The organism is Pseudoalteromonas sp. L1 (assembly GCF_021728095.1).
Taxonomy (GTDB): domain Bacteria; phylum Pseudomonadota; class Gammaproteobacteria; order Enterobacterales; family Alteromonadaceae; genus Pseudoalteromonas.
Window position 1 is genome coordinate 109,713 of sequence record NZ_JAKKCT010000002.1, and the last position, 16,633, is coordinate 126,345.

Below are 16,633 nucleotides of genomic sequence, written 5' to 3' on the forward strand. Positions count from 1 at the left end.
AAAGGAAAGGTACTTACACCCAGTAAGTATCATAATTTAATAACGGGAAACCTCATGAAATCAACATTTAATAAAAGTACACTGGCAATCGCTGTTGCGACTTGTTTAACGTTCAGCCATGCTGCAATGGCCAATGAAACCTCCTCTTCTATCAAAGGACAAGTTACAGGCCCGAATGGCAACCCTGCTGCTGGCACACAAATAACAATAATCCATATCCCTTCAGGCTCAGTTAAAAAAACGACGGTAACAAATGAAGGTAATTTTTCAAGCCAAGGCCTTCGCGTCGGTGGCCCTTACAAAATTATCGTCGATTCTGATCAATATGAAGATCAACAACTTGATGGTATTTATTTGACTTTAGGTCAAGATTACCCTGTGACTGTTAGTTTACAAACACAGCAAATGGAACAAATCGTGGTATCTGGCGCACCGATAAGCGCACAAACTGGCAGCACAGGTCCTGCAAGTCATTTCTCACTTGAAGATCTAGAGTCTCGCCCTGCAATAAACCGTGATTTGAAAGACATTATTCGCGCCGACCCTCGCATCTTTATTGATGAAACAAATGCAAACTCAATTAATTGTGGCGGCGGTAATCCACGTTTCAACAGCTTGACTGTTGATGGTGTGCGCATGAATGATAACTTTGGTTTAAATTCGAGTGGCTACCCTACCGAACGCATGCCATTTTCATTCGATTCTATAGACCAAGTGGCTGTTGAACTTGCGCCATTCGACGTGCAATACGGTGGTTTTACATCATGTAATATTAATGCGGTAACAAAATCAGGTACCAATGAAATTCATGGTGGTTTATTTTACGACTATACTAATGACTCAATGTCAGGCGACTCTATCGAAGGTAAAAAGCTTGATACAGGAAACTACACTGAGAAACGTTATGGTTTTAACCTAGGTCTACCTTTAATTGAAGATAAGCTATTCTTTTTTACCTCTTATGAGAAACTAGAAGGCGCGCAAATCTTTGATTATATTCCATTTGCTGACAACCGTATTGATCAAGCAACGATCGACCGTATTACACAAATCTCCAAAGATAACTATAACTACGACCCAGGCAGCATGATTCCGAGCCTACCTGTCGAAGACGAAAAGATTTTAGTGAAGCTTGATTGGAACATTAACGATGCCCACCGTGCAAGCCTAGTGTATAACTACAATGATGGCTTCTCTCTAGCTCAATCTGATGCTGATTCTAACGAAATAGCTCTTTCAAACCACTTCTATGAGCGTGGCGCTAAATTAGAATCTTATGTTGCCTCTGTTTACTCTGATTGGACAGATAATTTTTCAACAGAAGTAAGAGTGGGTTATTCAAAACTCGATAACCGCCAACAATCATTAGATGCTGCATCTGGTTTTGGTGAATTCCGTATCGACACTGGTGATATTGATGTTTATATTGGTCCTGATGATTCTCGCCAATCAAATATCCTAAACTATGACAACCTATCACTTAAATTAGGTGGCACATACTATTTAGAAGATCATGAATTATCATTTGGATATGAGCGTGAAGAACTGGATGTATACAACTTATTTGTTCAGCACACAGAAGGCGAATACCGCTTTAGTTCAATAGAAGATTTTGAAAATGGTATTGCGCGTGTTTACTATGGCAACGCATCATCACAAAATCCAGACGATGCAGCAGGCGAATTTGCTTACGCTTTAAACACCGTTTACTTTCAAGATAAGTTTGAGCTAATTGACTACGATATCACGATTACAGCGGGTCTACGTTATGATTGGTATACAAGCAGCGATAAACCAACCCATAACCAAAACTTTGAAGACAGATATGGCTTTTCAAATAGCCAAAACCTCGATGGTATTGACCTTCTTCAACCGCGTTTAGGCATCAACTGGATTTATAACGATCAATTAGAGTTACGTGGTGGTTTTGGTCTATATTCTGGTGGTAATCCAAATGTTTGGGTTTCGAACAGCTACTCTAATGACGGTGTACGAAATATTCAGATTGACCAAAGAGGTTTACAAATTCTTGGTGATGATGCCATTGCATTTAATGGTGGCGGTATGCCAGGTTATGACATTCCTCAATCACTCTATGACGAGGTTGGACAAGGTGGTGCAGATGCAAGCGCAAATGTGACAGACCCTGACTTTGAAATTCCTTCAGAATGGAAGTTCTCTTTAGGTGGTACTTACATCACCAGCAATGATTATGTGTTCAATGTTGATTATCTCTACACAGATAAACAAGACTCAGCAATCATTCGCAACATCGCCAACGTACAAACAGACACAGCGCCAGATGGCCGCCCTGTTTACAACGATGTTTTACACCCACGTGTATCTGACTTTATGCTGACAAACGTAGAAGGCAGCGATGCTTATTCACATGTACTTTCTTTATCGATGAATAAAGCATTTGATAATGGCATAGATTTAGCGCTTTCTTATGCTTATACCGTGGCTAAAGATGTGAGCCCAATGACAAGCTCTGTAGCATTCTCTAATTACCACTTTATTGCGGTATCTGATTCAGAGAACCCAGGTGTTACAACTTCTAATTATGAGATACCTCATCGCTTTACATTATCTTTAGGTTATAGCCATGAAATTTTTGATGGCTACGAAACTAAGTTCAACCTATTTGGTCAAGCACAACAGACTAATCCATACTCGTATACCTTTGATAGAGATTCAGGTGGTTTAGGCTTTAATGATGCGAGTCGCCAACTTTTATATGTACCAGAAGTTGATGATGCAGCAGTTGTTTATGGACCTGACTTCGATCAAACCGCCTTTAATAACTGGATTGAAAGTGAAGGCTTAAAACGAGGTGAGATCCAAAAACGTAATAATATTGATGGCGACTGGTGGGTTACATTCGATCTAAAAGTTGAGCAAGAGTTCATGGGCTTCACGCCTGATCAAAAAGGCTCTGCTTATTTCGTAATTAAAAACATCGGTAATCTGTTAAACGATGATTGGGGTGTTTTAAAATCAGGTAGTTCGTTGCAAAGTGCAGTAACAGCTGACATTGTTGATGGTCAGTACGTTTATAGCTCTTTCAACAACCCTGCTGGTACGAGTGTACAAACTGAACCTTCTTTATGGGAGATGCGTATCGGGGTTCGTTATAGCTTCTAATAGTTAAAAGCAAATTATAAGCCCGCCTAATTAGGCGGGCTTTTTATTAGTTAGCGCGAATATACGGCCAGCGGATGGGTTGTGTTAATTGATACATGTACGTGGTCATTCGGCCGCACAACGACTTCATGGCTTACACGGCTTGTAACTGTTGTTTTGCAGGCAAGTTCTACAGCACATAAACGGCTACCACCTTCGTAGCGCACCCATGTAACCACACCATTTGACGATTGTGCATTTTGAATTAAATGAACATCATCAGGTCGCAATAGCACATCAACTGCGGCGGCATTGTGGTCAACTTTAATTGCAGGGGCATTACCTAAGTCTGTAGTAGCTATATCACCTTCACATTGACCTGCTATGAAACTCGCTTCACCTAAAAAACGAGCCACAAAGCGGTTTGTTGGTAAGCTAAAACAACGCTCAGGGGTATCGATTTGCTGAATTACCCCCTCTTTTAGTACACCAACACGGTCACCAATGGATAGGGCTTCTTCTTGGTCATGAGTGACCCATATAGCAGGGACGCCAGCATCTTTTAATGCATTACGAATATCCCATCGTAAAGTATCTTTAAGCGCTGCATCAAGATTAGATAAGGGCTCATCAAGCAGTACAAAATCAGGTTCATGAGCCAATGTACGCGCAAGGGCGACACGTTGCTTTTGGCCACCTGATAGTGTTGCAGGCTTCTTATTACGAAACGCCTCAAGACCCAGTAACTTTATCCAATGATCTGCTTTGGATGTATCGGTCAACCTAAAGCATATGTTCTGTTGCACCGTTAAATGCGGGAATAACGCAAAGTCTTGAAAAACCATACCTACTTTGCGTTTCTCAGGCGGCACTTTGAGCTTTGGAGTAGCTCGCCATGTGCCTAAATTAATTTCACCTTCGCTGATAGGAATAAGCCCTGCCAGAGCTTGCAAAATTGTACTTTTACCACAGCCAGTTGGACCAACTAGCATAAGGATCTCACTCTTTCCAAGTGATAAATTAAGATCACTCACCACACGATTGCTACCATAATCGATAGACAGCTTACTAACTGATAGCATTTATACTGATCCTTAATGTTCTAATTGACTGCGCTTTTCACCAGAGAGCATTATAGCCAAGCCACAAGCTGATATCACTACCAACAATAAGCCAGGTATTGCAGCACGGCCAAAATAGCCGGCTTCATAAACACGCCATAAATACGTTGAAAGGGTTTCAAACCCTGTCGGGCCTAATAAAAGTGTCGCTTCAAGCTCACGCATTGATTCTAAAAATACCAAAGCCGCACCAGCAATAATACCGCGCAGTGTTAAAGGCAAGGTGATACGCATAAATGCTTCCCGTGGACTTGCACCTAGTACGCGCGCTGATTTGATTAAGCTTGAATCTAAGTGTTCAGTACTAGTACGCACAGAACCAACAGCAAGCGGTAAAAACCGCAGTACATAAGCGATGACCAATAATGCCAATGTTTGATATAAAAGCGGTAATTGTAAGCCACCATAAACTAGGGCAGTTCCCATTACGATACCTGGAATACCAAAACCAAAATAGGTTACTCGTTCCATAAAGCGCCCTACTTTACCGCTTAGTGCGGCATGAGCAACTGGCACAGCAACAACCACAGCTGCAATTGCAGCAATCCCAGAAGCATAAGCCGAATTCCAAGCAATGCTGAAATCAAAATCAGCAATTCCGTCACGGGCAAGCCATAGGGTAAAAATTGCCAGTGGTAAACATATTGCCAATAACAATACTGGCAAAAATGTTACTAGCATTGCCAGTTTTTGCGCATTTGTTGGAAATAACATCAGAGCTCGACCATGACGCTCTGACGTGGTTTTAATTTGTGATTCGATGAACAATAAAAAGCCAACTATCACCATTAACTGCAGCGATAACATCGCAGCACGACTTAAACCAAATGCATTGTATTCCACATAGATAACACGGGTGAAGGTATCTAAGCGCATCATCGCCGGCGTACCAAAATCTGATAGTGTGTAAAGGGCAACCAGTAATGAGCCAGCGGCAATCCCATTAACTACACGCGGAAGAATAACTTTAAACACACTCATGCTCATCGACATACCTAAAGTACGCGCAGCATTTACCATACTCGCATCGAGGCTAAGTAAAGAAGAACGTGTTGTCAGCATAACAAACGGAAAAGTATACAAAGTCATTACAATGGCAGCACCAGGTAAGCCATACATAGCTGGAGTTTCAAACCCTAACAGCTGGTTTATTTCACCACCTGGGCCAAATGCCGCATAGAGTGTAAACGCACCAATATAGCTTGGAATTGCAAGTGGAGCTGCAAATAACACTAACCAAAGCTTTTTAAAAGGAAGTTGTACATAGGCACTAATAAACGCCAGAGGCACGCCAATTAAAATAGAGCCTAATACAGTTAACACCATAAGCGATAAGGTGTTACCAAGAATTTTTAAATTATGACTATCAAAAACAGCCGTCGCATCACTGGCTAATGTGATCAGAATATAAACTGGCACTAACGCCAAAAGCGCTGCAAGCAGCGCCATGGGATAAGAAGCAGGTATGCGCATTATAAAACACCGCTACTGCGCATAAGGTCGAGTGTTGGCCTTAAATCTGCCAATTGAGTTAAATCGATTTTCGGCGGTGAAATATCCGTTAATGCTGGTAAACCAGCTGGTTGTTCAATACCTTGGATCAGTGGAATTTCATAGGCTTCACGCGCTAAGTAACTTTGTACTTCTTCACTTAACAAGTAACGCATGAAATTCATAGCATTAGGATTGTCGGTCAGCGATAATACACCTGACGCATTTACTAAACAACCGGCATCTTGATTAGTGAACGCAAGGTCAAGGTTAGCATCTGGTTTACCTGACTTAAGACGTAATGTGTAATAATGATTTGCAAAACCAATATCAACTTCGCCACGTTCAACCGCCATCACTACACCAAGCTCACCCGCATAGGTTTTTGAGCGTTTTTGAACTTTCTTAAGCCATTTCGCTGTTTTATCTTCACCTTCAAGAATACGCATTGCTGTTACAAACGATTGAAATGACGCATAAGCCGGTGCCCAGCCGATTGATAAATCGCTATCTGCAATCGCCATAATACTATCTGGGATCTGATCTTTGCTAAGGCGCTTAGTGTTATAAGGTAATGTACGAATGCGACCTGTCACTGGAGCCCAACCAGGATAGCGAAACTGTGGTTGTAACTGTGTTTCTAAATCACTTGGTAAAGGTTTAGCCAGACCTGCGTCTGTAACTAAGCCAATTGCACCAGAATCAACGGCCCAAAATAAATCAGCACGTTTTACACCCGCTTTTGCTTCCGCAACAATCATATTAGCTAATGCTGCAGTAGGCCCACGTCGAATCGATAAATTAAGTTTTGGGTTTTTCTTTTGGATTGATTGCAGTACATTTTCATACAAACCGCCTTCGCCGCGGCCTAAATATAATGTTAAATCACCCTCAAGGGCTGGTAAGTCTTTCACTGAAATTGGGCTTGCAACAGTCGCTGCAAAGGCCTGTGATAGAGGTAGCGGCATTGCGCCCACTACCCCAAACGCAGCCAGGCCTTGAATAAAGGTCCTACGCTTCACTAAAATACATCCTTACGTGCTTTTTCGGCTTCTTCTAGTAACACCTTAGCGCGATCTAGTTTTTCTTGCATATCAACAACCACTGCACGTACTTGGTCAACAGACCCTTTATCTGAAATAGCTTTTGGCAGGGTTACGTTAAAATCTTTTTCGAGAACTTCTACTAACTTCGCATCTTTTTCAATCAGTGTACCTTCAACCCCTTCGAATAAGTGAAGGTAAGTATCGTGTACAATCTGTGTTGCTTCTTCGCTTAAACGCTCTGCATATTTTGCAACAACACGATCTAACTTGTGTTTAATTTCATCAATTGTTGCACTTTGCGTCATTGTTTCAGAAGCCGTTGCTTTTACAGCTTTTAATAAACCTTTTTGCTGGAAGTCGGCAGCCAGTTTAACAGCTCCTAAACCTTGCCACAAGGCAGCATTCAAGGCCTTTTGGTGCGTGCGTACTTCGCTTGCTGGCTTTTTATCATCAATGGCCATTTTAATGCCATAGATACTCTGCCAAATTGATGCATAAACCGGTACGTAGTTTGTTTCTATCGCACTGTGAAACTTCACCGATTCCCAATATTCGAGTAGGTCATCGCTTTTTACCGCTTTTGCACCTTTTGTTTCGTAATCGGTTACCAAAGTGTCTACTTTGCCGATCATCCACTCTACGTCCTCAGAATAATCTTTTAAATTTTCTTTTAGATGATTAACGTGCTCACCAATTGGGCCATTTGCCAATACAGGTTGGGCAATAAAAGTAGATGCTAATACTAGGCTAAGGCCTAGCGTTTTCACGGTGTTTAACGCTAATTTCATAGGGAGACATCCAAGTTTCTAATTGTAAATGATAGCCATTATCATATACGTATAGATTGCCTAAATCAATTGCTATAAAGCACTGATTACAGATTTACACATTTTTATTTAAGTGATTGGAAAGCTTAGTAAGAATGTTAAAAAATTGTGTTAATTCATGATTATCTAAGCCACTAACTAAATGTGCTTGCCATGCAATTGCTTCGGGTACAATTTGTTCATGTAAACAGACCCCTTTTTTAGACAACATAAGCAGGTTTGCACGTTTATCTATCGGGTCTGGCTTCGCCGTTAAGAGCTCTCTTGCTAATAGTGACTTTACTGCACGGGATACAGTCGATTTATCCATTTGTGCCATATCACACAAAGCTTTTGAACTACACTGACCATATTGAGCAAGATTGGCAATAACGCGCCATTGCGGCACCGTTAAATCAAATTGTTGTTGATATAGTTCACTAAACTGATCACTCATTTGCACAGCTATATTAGTCAGTGAGTAAGGTAAGAATTTTTGTAAATCGAGTGTTGGCTGTTTATCTGTTGTCATGGCTTCACTACTGTCAAAGAATGTTTACATAATGAAATTCAGCGTGGTTTGAATTTACTCTCACATGAGAGTATCTTACCTAAAACCTTTCAGGAGTCTAGTGATGAATAACGAATTACAATATATGACAGGCTTTGGTAATGAATTTGAAACCGAAGCATTACCCGGTGCATTACCTATCGGTCAATTCAGCCCACAAAAAGTAAAATACGATTTATATGCTGAGCAGTTCAGTACAACGGCATTTACAGCGCCTCGTGCTGATAACCGCCGAACATGGTTTTACCGTATTCGCCCTTCAGTTGTACAAGGTGATTATACACCAATTGATAATGGCCTTATTCGCACCGCACCTATCACAGAAGTACCAACGCCACCGACAATGCTACGTTGGGATCCAATTGAAATACCTGAAAAGCCAACTGATTTTATTGATGGTTTAGTCACCATGGCTGCCAACGGCAGTGCCAATGCACAAACAGGTATTGGTATTCATATTTATGTAGCCAATAAATCAATGCAAAACCGTTACTTTTATAATGCAGATGGTGAAATGTTGTTTGTGCCGCAAGACGGTGAGCTATTGCTGAGAACCGAGTGCGGTAAACTGACCATTCGTGCAGGTGAAATTGCAGTTATTCCTCGAGGGATTAAATTTGCAGTTGATTTATTAACAGATACAGCCCGTGGCTATATTTGTGAAAACTATGGCCATGCCTATATTTTACCAGAGCGCGGCCCAGTGGGTGCTAATGGTTATGCTAATGACCGTGACTTCCACTACCCTGTTGCGGCCTATGAAGACATTGAAGGTGATTTCGAACTAGTTGCTAAATTTAATGGCAATATGTTCCGTTGTGATATCGGCCATTCTCCTTTGGATGTGGTTGCTTGGACGGGTAATAGTGCACCTTACAAATATGATCTTGCCCGATTCAATGTTATGAATACGGTAAGTTATGACCACCCAGATCCATCAATCTTCACCGTATTGACATCACCATCGGGGACTGAGGGGGTTGCTAATATCGACTTTGCTATTTTCCCACCTCGTTGGATGGTTGCAGAGAATACATTCCGCCCACCTTATTATCACCGTAATATTATGAGTGAATTTATGGGCTTAATCGAAGGTGTGTATGATGCAAAAGAGCATGGTTTTGTGCCAGGTGGCTCAAGTTTACATAATTGTATGTCGCCACATGGTCCAGAAGCTGATGTATTTGAAAAAGCCTCAAATGCTGATCTTCAACCACAACGCTACGAAAATACCTTGGCATTTATGTTCGAATCACGTTACGTTATTTCACCAACAAAATATGCCCTTGAAGGTAAAGAGCGTCAGCCTAATTACACAGACTGTTGGCGTACTATTAAAAAACATTTCACTGGTAAACAGGACGCATAATGAAACTTTATAGCTATTTTCGTTCATCTGCTGCATACCGAGTGCGCATTGCCCTTAATTTGAAGAACATTGATCACGAGCTGGTGACAGTTAACTTATTAAAATCAGAGCAACAAAGTGACGAGTACCTAGCAAAAAACCCACAGGGTTTATTACCTGCACTTGAAACTGAGCAGGGTGTACTTGCTCAGTCTCTGGCTATTTTAGAGTGGCTTGAAGAAACGCACCCAGACACACCGCTTTTGACTGGTGATGCATGGCAAAAAGCTCAGATCCGCAATTTATGTTATGCCGTGGCGTGTGATATCCACCCTATTGATAATTTGCGCGTATTAAAGTATTTAGCTAACGATCTTGGTGTTGACGAAGAGGCAAAAACAACCTGGTATAAGCATTGGGTAGAAGTTGGTTTTCAAAGCATCGAAAAGCTACTTGATGAAGCGAACACTTTTTGTATTGGCAACAAGCCAACGCTTGCTGATGTGTGCCTTGTACCGCAAGTATTTAATGCACTGCGCTTTAAGGTCGATATGACTAAATACCCAAAGATTGCAGCTGTCTACGAGCAATGTAATAAGCTTGATGCTTTTATTGATGCTGCGCCGCAGAATCAACCTGATGCAGTTTAATTAAACTAACTTGCAAGGAACAAAGTAAAGGCCCGTTAATATCGGGCCTTTTAAATTTTATCTTTTCTAACTGAGCGCTGAATTAATAACGCTTACATGCTTGATCAAATCCAGTCCTAAATCCGTTAAATAGCCACCATCTGGACTATCAGTAATGCCTTTATCATAAAGGCGCTTTGCAGCATCCCTTATTGAAGTATCTGCATCTGAGTGGATTTTAATACCCTGCATTTGTGAATCACGCGGAAACTTTGCAAGAAGCGTTAACTCATCAAGCATATTAGTATCAAATTGCATGTGTTCTCCTTTTTATTATAGATATGTGTATTTTTATAGTAACAAGGATTAAGCTTAGTGTAGTTATATAAAACTGCATACACAGAGGTACATTTTGAGTCTATTAAAGCATACGTTTTTAATGTTTAGTATTTTATTTTCAGTGAGCTCAATCGCAAGAGATAAGCCTGTTGTTGTATTTGATTCTCAAGATATATATGACCAATCAAAGCTGTGTTGGTATGACAACAAACGCTACACTGAAGGTGCAATTATTCAGATAGGTCAAAGCGAGCTCGTTTGTGCGGCAAAGCATACACACTTTAACAACAGCGAGTTATCTTGGTTAAGAATTGATAAAGATGGCAACATTATGAGACCACGCCCAGCCAAAACTATTCGTGTTAACTAAATCTGCAAATAGCAAAGGTAGCGGTTATAAGTTAGAATGCACTGGTTTAAAGTTATAAAGAAGAGTCATGGACAATCAACCTAACAATCCTCTACATGGTGTTAAACTCGCTGATATCGTAACTAAGCTGCAAGAAAAGCTTGGTTGGGATGGTTTGGCGGCGCAAATTGATGTGCGCTGTTTTCAAAATGATCCGAGTGTTAAATCAAGCCTCAAGTTTTTACGCAAAACACCTTGGGCACGCGAAAAGGTAGAGCAATTATACATTGATACCTTTTCTAATACCTCTAACGATGACGACGCACCGTTCCAATGGAAAAGTATAAAAAAGTAGCGTTAAGCCTGCTCTGAGGTTATCACCGAAAGTGATTTCGGTGATACTTCAACCACCAGCTTATCGGCCGTTTTAACTTCCCCGTCTATCACATAACTCAGCGGTTCATCCGCACTTATAGTCACTTCCCTTGCATTTGTGTGATGGCTGTCAATCGCGAAACTTGTTTGCGTAATACTCGAGAAAACCAATTCGGCAATACTCAAGGTACTTGCTTTTGAATCTGTATTAGGTGTTAACCAATTCACATCTAATAGACCATCTTGATGATCAGGCTGACCCGCTGACTGAGCCAACAAAGTAGTAAAAGGTGCTGCATTTGCCACAATCAAACTTGTGGTATTAATCACTTGCGGCTCATTACTGTCGATTGTCACTGTATAGTCCTGTGCCTCATGCTCACCCAACGCCTGCCAAAAGCCTTGCAAGTACGCAAGTTGACCAGATTCATTCTTGGCTTCACGGTGCGCTTTTTCAATCATTTGTTGCTCGAACCCTACACCGGCTAAAAGTAACATTCTTTCGCCATTACAAAGCGCTGTATCAATGCGCGTCGCCTGTCCTTCTATGATTAATTCGCAGGCTTGCTCAACGGGAATAATTTTTGACTTAATTCCCATTAAAACATGGGCAAGCGCATTTGCTGTGCCAAGCGGGATGATACCTAGTTTACAATCTGTATTAACTAATACTGTGGCAACCTCTGTCACAGTTCCATCGCCACCACATGCAATGATTACATCAGGTTGTGACTTTATCGCCTCTTTGGCAAGCTCTGTTCCATTTGTATCCTTAGTGGTTGTATGTACAGTAAGATCATAATATTGCGATAACCGTGAGGTTATTTGCTTATTTTTAGATTCCCATAATTTGGTGCCCGAAACTGGGTTTGCAATTAACACAGCTTTATTTTTAATTAATAAATCGCCATTTCGATGACGACGAACTAGATGGCGCAATTGGCGCTTATTTAAATTTGCAGTTTCGCGGGTTTCTTTAATTTTCAATAGAATGTCGTGCACATCTGCATCTTTATTTTGACTTAACAGATAAGCAGCCATCACAAAAACGGAGCGTCCACGGCCAAGAGCACAATGAACGACAACACGGCGGTCTTGTTTAACCTGATGATGGATCCAGTTAATTGCTTGGTTTAATTGTGCCCTAGTTGGCACACTATGATCTAAAATTGGGATATTTAAATAACGAATATTTTCTTGAGTAGATGACCACTCAAGCCCATCAAATTCACATGTAACATCTAAAATAGCTGTTATGCCCATCTCTTTCATAGTGTCTATGTCAGAGGGGAATAAACGGCATGCTAAAAATAACTGCTCGTCAATTTGCTGTAATGGCGGAACTTTGTCATTTTTGCGAGACCAAGCATTGTATAGTTGTGCACCCATCAGAAAAGGGATAAATGCCCAGCGGATATAAATGGGAATAACGCCATTTTCACGCTTACGAAATATACGTGCCAAGTTAAAGAAATAAGCACCGCTTACGAGAAGTAAAGATAAAGCAGTCCAGTAAAAAAATAACGCAAAATAAATAGCCTTAACGCTCAACCCTGCAATTATAAATGCAATTCCCAGCGCCAAATAACTTATAGCAGCCCACATAATCACTCCTTGTTTTTCTAATTTATTAATTAAAAGCAAGTTTCAAACCAGTAATTTACTTAAACACTCATAATTAGAGCTAATAAAAACAGTGACTTAATAATTTAAAATAAATCTATCTTATAGTTTAGGTCATATTTTCACAAAATTATGAATAACTTACATAAGTGCATGAAAATAAATGAGCTAAAGTTGCCAAGTTGGACATCCATGCTAGGCTAACTAATAGAAAAGGTGTGGTTTTATCATTTAATTACAGTCTTTTCTCTAAAAGTAATGTTTTTTTGCATCTAAAAAGATGAGTTAACCGTTAACTAAATACAACAAGAACAACAGGAACTTTATGGACAATGATCAACTATTAGCACTGCTCAGTGCAACAGCAAAAGGTGATAAACGCGCTTTTGCTGATTTGTACCAGTCAACCAGTGCAAAGTTATTTGCTATCAGCGTAAAAATGCTGGGTAATCGAGCTCAAGCTGAAGAAGTTTTACAAGATGCTTTTGTTAAAATATGGCATAACGCCAGTGACTATCAGGTATCTAAAGGTGCTGTAATGTCTTGGATGATAAGTATCGTGAGGTATCGCTGCTTAGATCTGTTACGTCATAAAAAAGTACGTAAAGAGCAAAGTTTAACTGATGAGCAAGAGCAAGAAGATCTGACCTCCATACAGGTGTCCTATGAGGATGACTCAAAATTAGTAGACTGTATTGAACAACTTGATCCACAACAAAGACAAGTTATTCACTTAGCTTATTATAAGGGTTTGACTCATCATGAACTTGTTGATCATATATCGTCTCCTCTAGGTACGGTTAAAAGCTGGATCAGACGCGGGTTACAACAGCTACAAAGGTGCTTAACATTATGAATTATGAAAACCAAACACTTATTGATATGTTAGCCGCTGAATATGTGCTTGGCACTTTAAGAGGCCCTGCCCGTGATAGGTTTGCCAGATTAATGCTAACATCAACTCGTGCCAGAGAAGCAACATGGATGTGGGAACAGCATCTTAACAACTTAGCAAGTTCCATTGAGTCTATCCCTCCTGATGATCATGTATGGGAAAAAATAGTTAGTCGTGTCGACCCAGATGTTATTCCTATTCACAGCAAAGCAAAAAAATCGAATTCATCGATACTCCAAGCATGGTCATTAATAGCAACTGCTGCATGTATTGTGCTTGCTCTGATCATTTGGCAGCCTCATGAGTCTGCAAAATCTCAAGCACAACAAATCGCATTATTCAAAAACCAAGAGCAAACACCTTTATGGTTTATTGATGTTCAACAAAATAACTTATCAGTGAAAGCATCTGCCGCGTTAATTCCTCGCACCGATAAGGATTATGAACTTTGGATGATAATAAAAGGGCAAGAAGCGCCTATCTCCCTTGGCCTATTACCAAAGTCAGGAAGAATAGAACTACCTAAGGATGCCCGCTTTAATGCGGATGACATAAGCTTACTTGCAGTCAGCCTTGAACCATTAGGGGGCTCCCCAAATGGCTCACCAACTGAGGTTCTTTACACCACAGAGCTAGTTGTTCTTTAGACTAATAAGCCGTGCTAAGCACGGCTTTTTATATTTTTGTTAAAAAACTTTAAAATTATTGCATCCAGTTAAATTACTAATACGTATTCACTATGACTTAATTTAAAAAACTAAGGATAAAGTCATGAAGAACGTAACTCCATCTCTTATTGCAATTGTAGTATGTAGTACCCTATTCAGCTCTCCAACTGAAGCTTCAAGTCATCGTGAAGCGCCAAACATCGCGCGCTTCCCGACATTAGATTCAACTGACTTTTACGCGTTTAATAGCTACGAAGAAGGTCGTGGCGACTATGTCACCTTTATCGCTAACTATATCCCACTTCAGGATGCATATGGCGGCCCTAATTATTTCGCTATGGATCCTGATGCAACTTACAGCATTCATATCGATAATGACGGTGATGCCATAGAAGATATGACTTTTGCTTTTAATTTCAAAAGCATGCTCCCTAATGACAATATGGGAGTTGCACTCACAGTGGGACCAGAAGGCAACCAAAGAACCGTGGCAGTACCTCTTAAAAACGTAGGTGGTGTCGCAGCTGGAAATGACGCTGCAGTAAATTTTAGTGAATCATATACAGTTAGTGTTATTTCAGGCCCACAACGTACCGGCACTAAAGCAATGCTGACCAATACCATGAACAGCAGTAATGAGTTTTACAAACCACTTGATTACATCGGTAACAAAACATTTTCATCGATGTCTGCTTATAAAGAATATGCAAACCAGTATATCTACACTGTTGCGATTCCAGGATGTAGCGGTATGGGTAAAGTATTTGTAGGCCAGCGTAAAGACCCATTTGTTGTTAACCTTGGTAAAACCTTTGATTTAGTTAATTATGTACCAGTTGAAGGCGACAGTGCCCCTGGAGCAGGTGACGGTAATGGCTTTCCGGGAGGTATTACGCAATCTGCAGACAATGATGATTTAGCAATGAAAAATGTCACTGCAATTGCAGTTGAAGTACCCAAAGCATGTGTCACCGGTGAAGGTAACGGCACAATTGGTAGCTGGACAACGGCAAGTTTACCTCAAGCACGCATTTTAAACCCGAATGCGTCATTTGCTAAAAATGCTGTGAACGGGGGTGCCTTAACACAAGTGTCTCGCCTTGGTAACCCACTTGTAAACGAGCTTGTCATTGGCCTTAAGGATAAAGACACTTTCTCTACATCTGCTCCTGCTGATGATGGTCAGTTCGCTGATTATGTAACACACCCTTCACTACCCGAGCTACTTAACATCTTATTTAAAGATGCTGTAAATACTACCTTAGGTACGAATATCGAAACTCTTGCACCAACCAACTTCCCTCGTGTTGACTTGGTAACTGCGTTTTTAACTGGTTTCCCAGGTGTAAACCAGCTTGCAACTGTAACACCATCAGAAATGCTACGTTTAAATACCGCTATTGCTGCAACAGCGCAGTCTGAACAATCCGCATTTGGCGTAGCAGGTGATGATTTAGCTGGCTTCCCTAACGGTCGTCGTCCGGGTGATGATGTTGTTGATATTGCGCTTCGTGTTGTAATGGGTCGTTTGTGTTATCCAATCCCTGTCAACGGCACTGACACAGACTTAGGCTTATGCACATCAGATGATGCGAGTGTAGGTACTGTTCCATTCACAGATGGTGCACCATTGGATGCAAGTATGATGGATGCTAGTTTCCCTTATCTTGCAACGCCAATTGCTGGGTCTAAGTAAGGAGGCAATTATGTGTAAATTCAATCGTTCTACCTTACTCCTTAGCGTTTTTGCAGGCGTACTCGCAGGCTGTGGCGGTAGTGATAATGATGACAAAATGAAACCGACACCTGTAAACAATGCACCCAGTGCAATTGATGCAATGGTAACAACACAAACAGAAGTTGCTATTGAAGATATGCTAAAAGGGTCTGACCCTGACGGGGATGCACTCACTTACAGTTTAGTGTCTGAACCGAGCTTAGGTGATGTTGTTGTTAATGCTGATGGCAGTTATACGTATACGCCAAATCCAGAAACAACAGGCTCTGACAGTTTTGATTTTGCTGTGACTGATAGTAAAAACAGTCAAGCAACAGCCACTGTGAGTATCACCATTGAGGCGTTGCAAGTTGACTTCGCAACAATTGGCCGTGCTGCATTTAGTCAGAGTGCATCAGATAAACCATTGAGCCTAAACGGTCGTGTATTTACAAATACAGGCGCAGAGGCAAACTTTGATGATCTGGTTAGTGGAAATTAATTGCAAACTTGGCCATGGATGGCCTTTATA

Annotated in this window: 16 protein-coding genes; 9 read left to right on the forward strand and 7 right to left on the reverse strand. The window is 40.9% G+C overall.

What is annotated here, in order from left to right; translation table 11 throughout:
• Positions 1-54: 54 nt before the first annotated feature.
• On the forward strand, positions 55-3,144 hold the full coding sequence (locus L3V38_RS06715) for a TonB-dependent receptor (protein WP_237118847.1): 3,090 nt from the start codon (positions 55-57) through the stop codon (positions 3,142-3,144).
• A 50-nt stretch (positions 3,145-3,194) separates the two neighbouring features.
• On the opposite strand, the gene L3V38_RS06720 is transcribed toward L3V38_RS06715, so the two are convergent.
• From L3V38_RS06720 to L3V38_RS06740, 5 genes are all read right to left on the reverse strand, one after another.
• Positions 3,195-4,205, reverse strand: coding sequence for an ABC transporter ATP-binding protein (locus L3V38_RS06720; protein WP_237118848.1), 1,011 nt, complete (start codon positions 4,203-4,205; stop codon positions 3,195-3,197).
• A 12-nt stretch (positions 4,206-4,217) separates the two neighbouring features.
• The gene (locus L3V38_RS06725) at positions 4,218-5,717 is read right to left on the reverse strand and encodes an iron ABC transporter permease (protein WP_130152090.1); all 1,500 of its coding nucleotides are present in this window, start codon (positions 5,715-5,717) and stop codon (positions 4,218-4,220) included.
• Positions 5,717-6,757, reverse strand: coding sequence for an extracellular solute-binding protein (locus tag L3V38_RS06730; RefSeq protein WP_237118849.1), 1,041 nt, complete (start codon positions 6,755-6,757; stop codon positions 5,717-5,719). The genes L3V38_RS06725 and L3V38_RS06730 overlap by 1 nt, the downstream gene beginning before the upstream one ends.
• Positions 6,757-7,569, reverse strand: coding sequence for a hypothetical protein (locus L3V38_RS06735; RefSeq protein WP_130152092.1), 813 nt, complete (start codon positions 7,567-7,569; stop codon positions 6,757-6,759). Before L3V38_RS06735 ends, L3V38_RS06730 begins: the two co-directional genes overlap by 1 nt.
• 94 nt (positions 7,570-7,663) lie before the next feature.
• Positions 7,664-8,119 carry a MarR family winged helix-turn-helix transcriptional regulator gene (locus L3V38_RS06740; protein WP_237118850.1) on the reverse strand — a complete coding sequence of 152 codons (456 nt, stop codon included), beginning with the start codon at positions 8,117-8,119 and terminating at the stop codon, positions 7,664-7,666.
• Positions 8,120-8,222: 103 nt separating this feature from the next.
• On the opposite strand from L3V38_RS06740, the gene hmgA reads away from it, so the two are divergent.
• Positions 8,223-9,527 (forward strand): homogentisate 1,2-dioxygenase, encoded by a 1,305-nt coding sequence (gene hmgA / locus L3V38_RS06745; protein ID WP_237118851.1) that lies wholly within the window; start codon positions 8,223-8,225, stop codon positions 9,525-9,527.
• Entirely contained in the window at positions 9,527-10,156 is a 630-nt protein-coding gene (gene maiA / locus L3V38_RS06750; RefSeq protein WP_237118852.1) for a maleylacetoacetate isomerase, read from the forward strand. The genes hmgA and maiA overlap by 1 nt, the downstream gene beginning before the upstream one ends.
• A 66-nt stretch (positions 10,157-10,222) precedes the next feature.
• On the opposite strand, the gene L3V38_RS06755 is transcribed toward maiA, so the two are convergent.
• A complete protein-coding gene (locus L3V38_RS06755; protein ID WP_130152096.1) occupies positions 10,223-10,453 on the reverse strand; it encodes a TIGR02647 family protein in 231 nt (76 codons plus the stop codon).
• A 121-nt stretch (positions 10,454-10,574) separates the two neighbouring features.
• Between L3V38_RS06755 and L3V38_RS06760 the strand changes: the two genes are divergently transcribed.
• Positions 10,575-10,844 (forward strand): DUF1496 domain-containing protein, encoded by a 270-nt coding sequence (locus L3V38_RS06760; protein WP_130152097.1) that lies wholly within the window; start codon positions 10,575-10,577, stop codon positions 10,842-10,844.
• 67 nt (positions 10,845-10,911) lie between these two features.
• The gene (locus tag L3V38_RS06765) at positions 10,912-11,178 is read left to right on the forward strand and encodes a VF530 family protein (protein WP_237118853.1); all 267 of its coding nucleotides are present in this window, start codon (positions 10,912-10,914) and stop codon (positions 11,176-11,178) included.
• Positions 11,179-11,180: 2 nt separating this feature from the next.
• Here L3V38_RS06765 and L3V38_RS06770 read toward each other — a convergent pair whose 3' ends face one another.
• Positions 11,181-12,803, reverse strand: coding sequence for a diacylglycerol kinase family protein (locus tag L3V38_RS06770; RefSeq protein ID WP_237118854.1), 1,623 nt, complete (start codon positions 12,801-12,803; stop codon positions 11,181-11,183).
• A 343-nt stretch (positions 12,804-13,146) separates the two neighbouring features.
• Here L3V38_RS06770 and L3V38_RS06775 point away from each other — a divergent pair, with 343 nt between their 5' ends.
• The 4 genes from L3V38_RS06775 to L3V38_RS06790 all read left to right on the forward strand — a co-directional run bounded on the left by L3V38_RS06775 (position 13,147) and on the right by L3V38_RS06790 (position 16,603).
• Positions 13,147-13,677 (forward strand): sigma-70 family RNA polymerase sigma factor, encoded by a 531-nt coding sequence (locus tag L3V38_RS06775; protein WP_062567927.1) that lies wholly within the window; start codon positions 13,147-13,149, stop codon positions 13,675-13,677.
• Positions 13,674-14,363: an anti-sigma factor gene (locus L3V38_RS06780; protein WP_130152100.1), complete on the forward strand. Its 690-nt coding sequence runs from the start codon at positions 13,674-13,676 to the stop codon at positions 14,361-14,363. Before L3V38_RS06775 ends, L3V38_RS06780 begins: the two co-directional genes overlap by 4 nt.
• A gap of 124 nt (positions 14,364-14,487) precedes the next feature.
• Positions 14,488-16,080 (forward strand): DUF4331 domain-containing protein, encoded by a 1,593-nt coding sequence (locus tag L3V38_RS06785; protein ID WP_130152101.1) that lies wholly within the window; start codon positions 14,488-14,490, stop codon positions 16,078-16,080.
• 10 nt (positions 16,081-16,090) lie between these two features.
• On the forward strand, positions 16,091-16,603 hold the full coding sequence (locus L3V38_RS06790) for an Ig-like domain-containing protein (protein WP_130152102.1): 513 nt from the start codon (positions 16,091-16,093) through the stop codon (positions 16,601-16,603).
• Positions 16,604-16,633 lie beyond the last annotated feature (30 nt).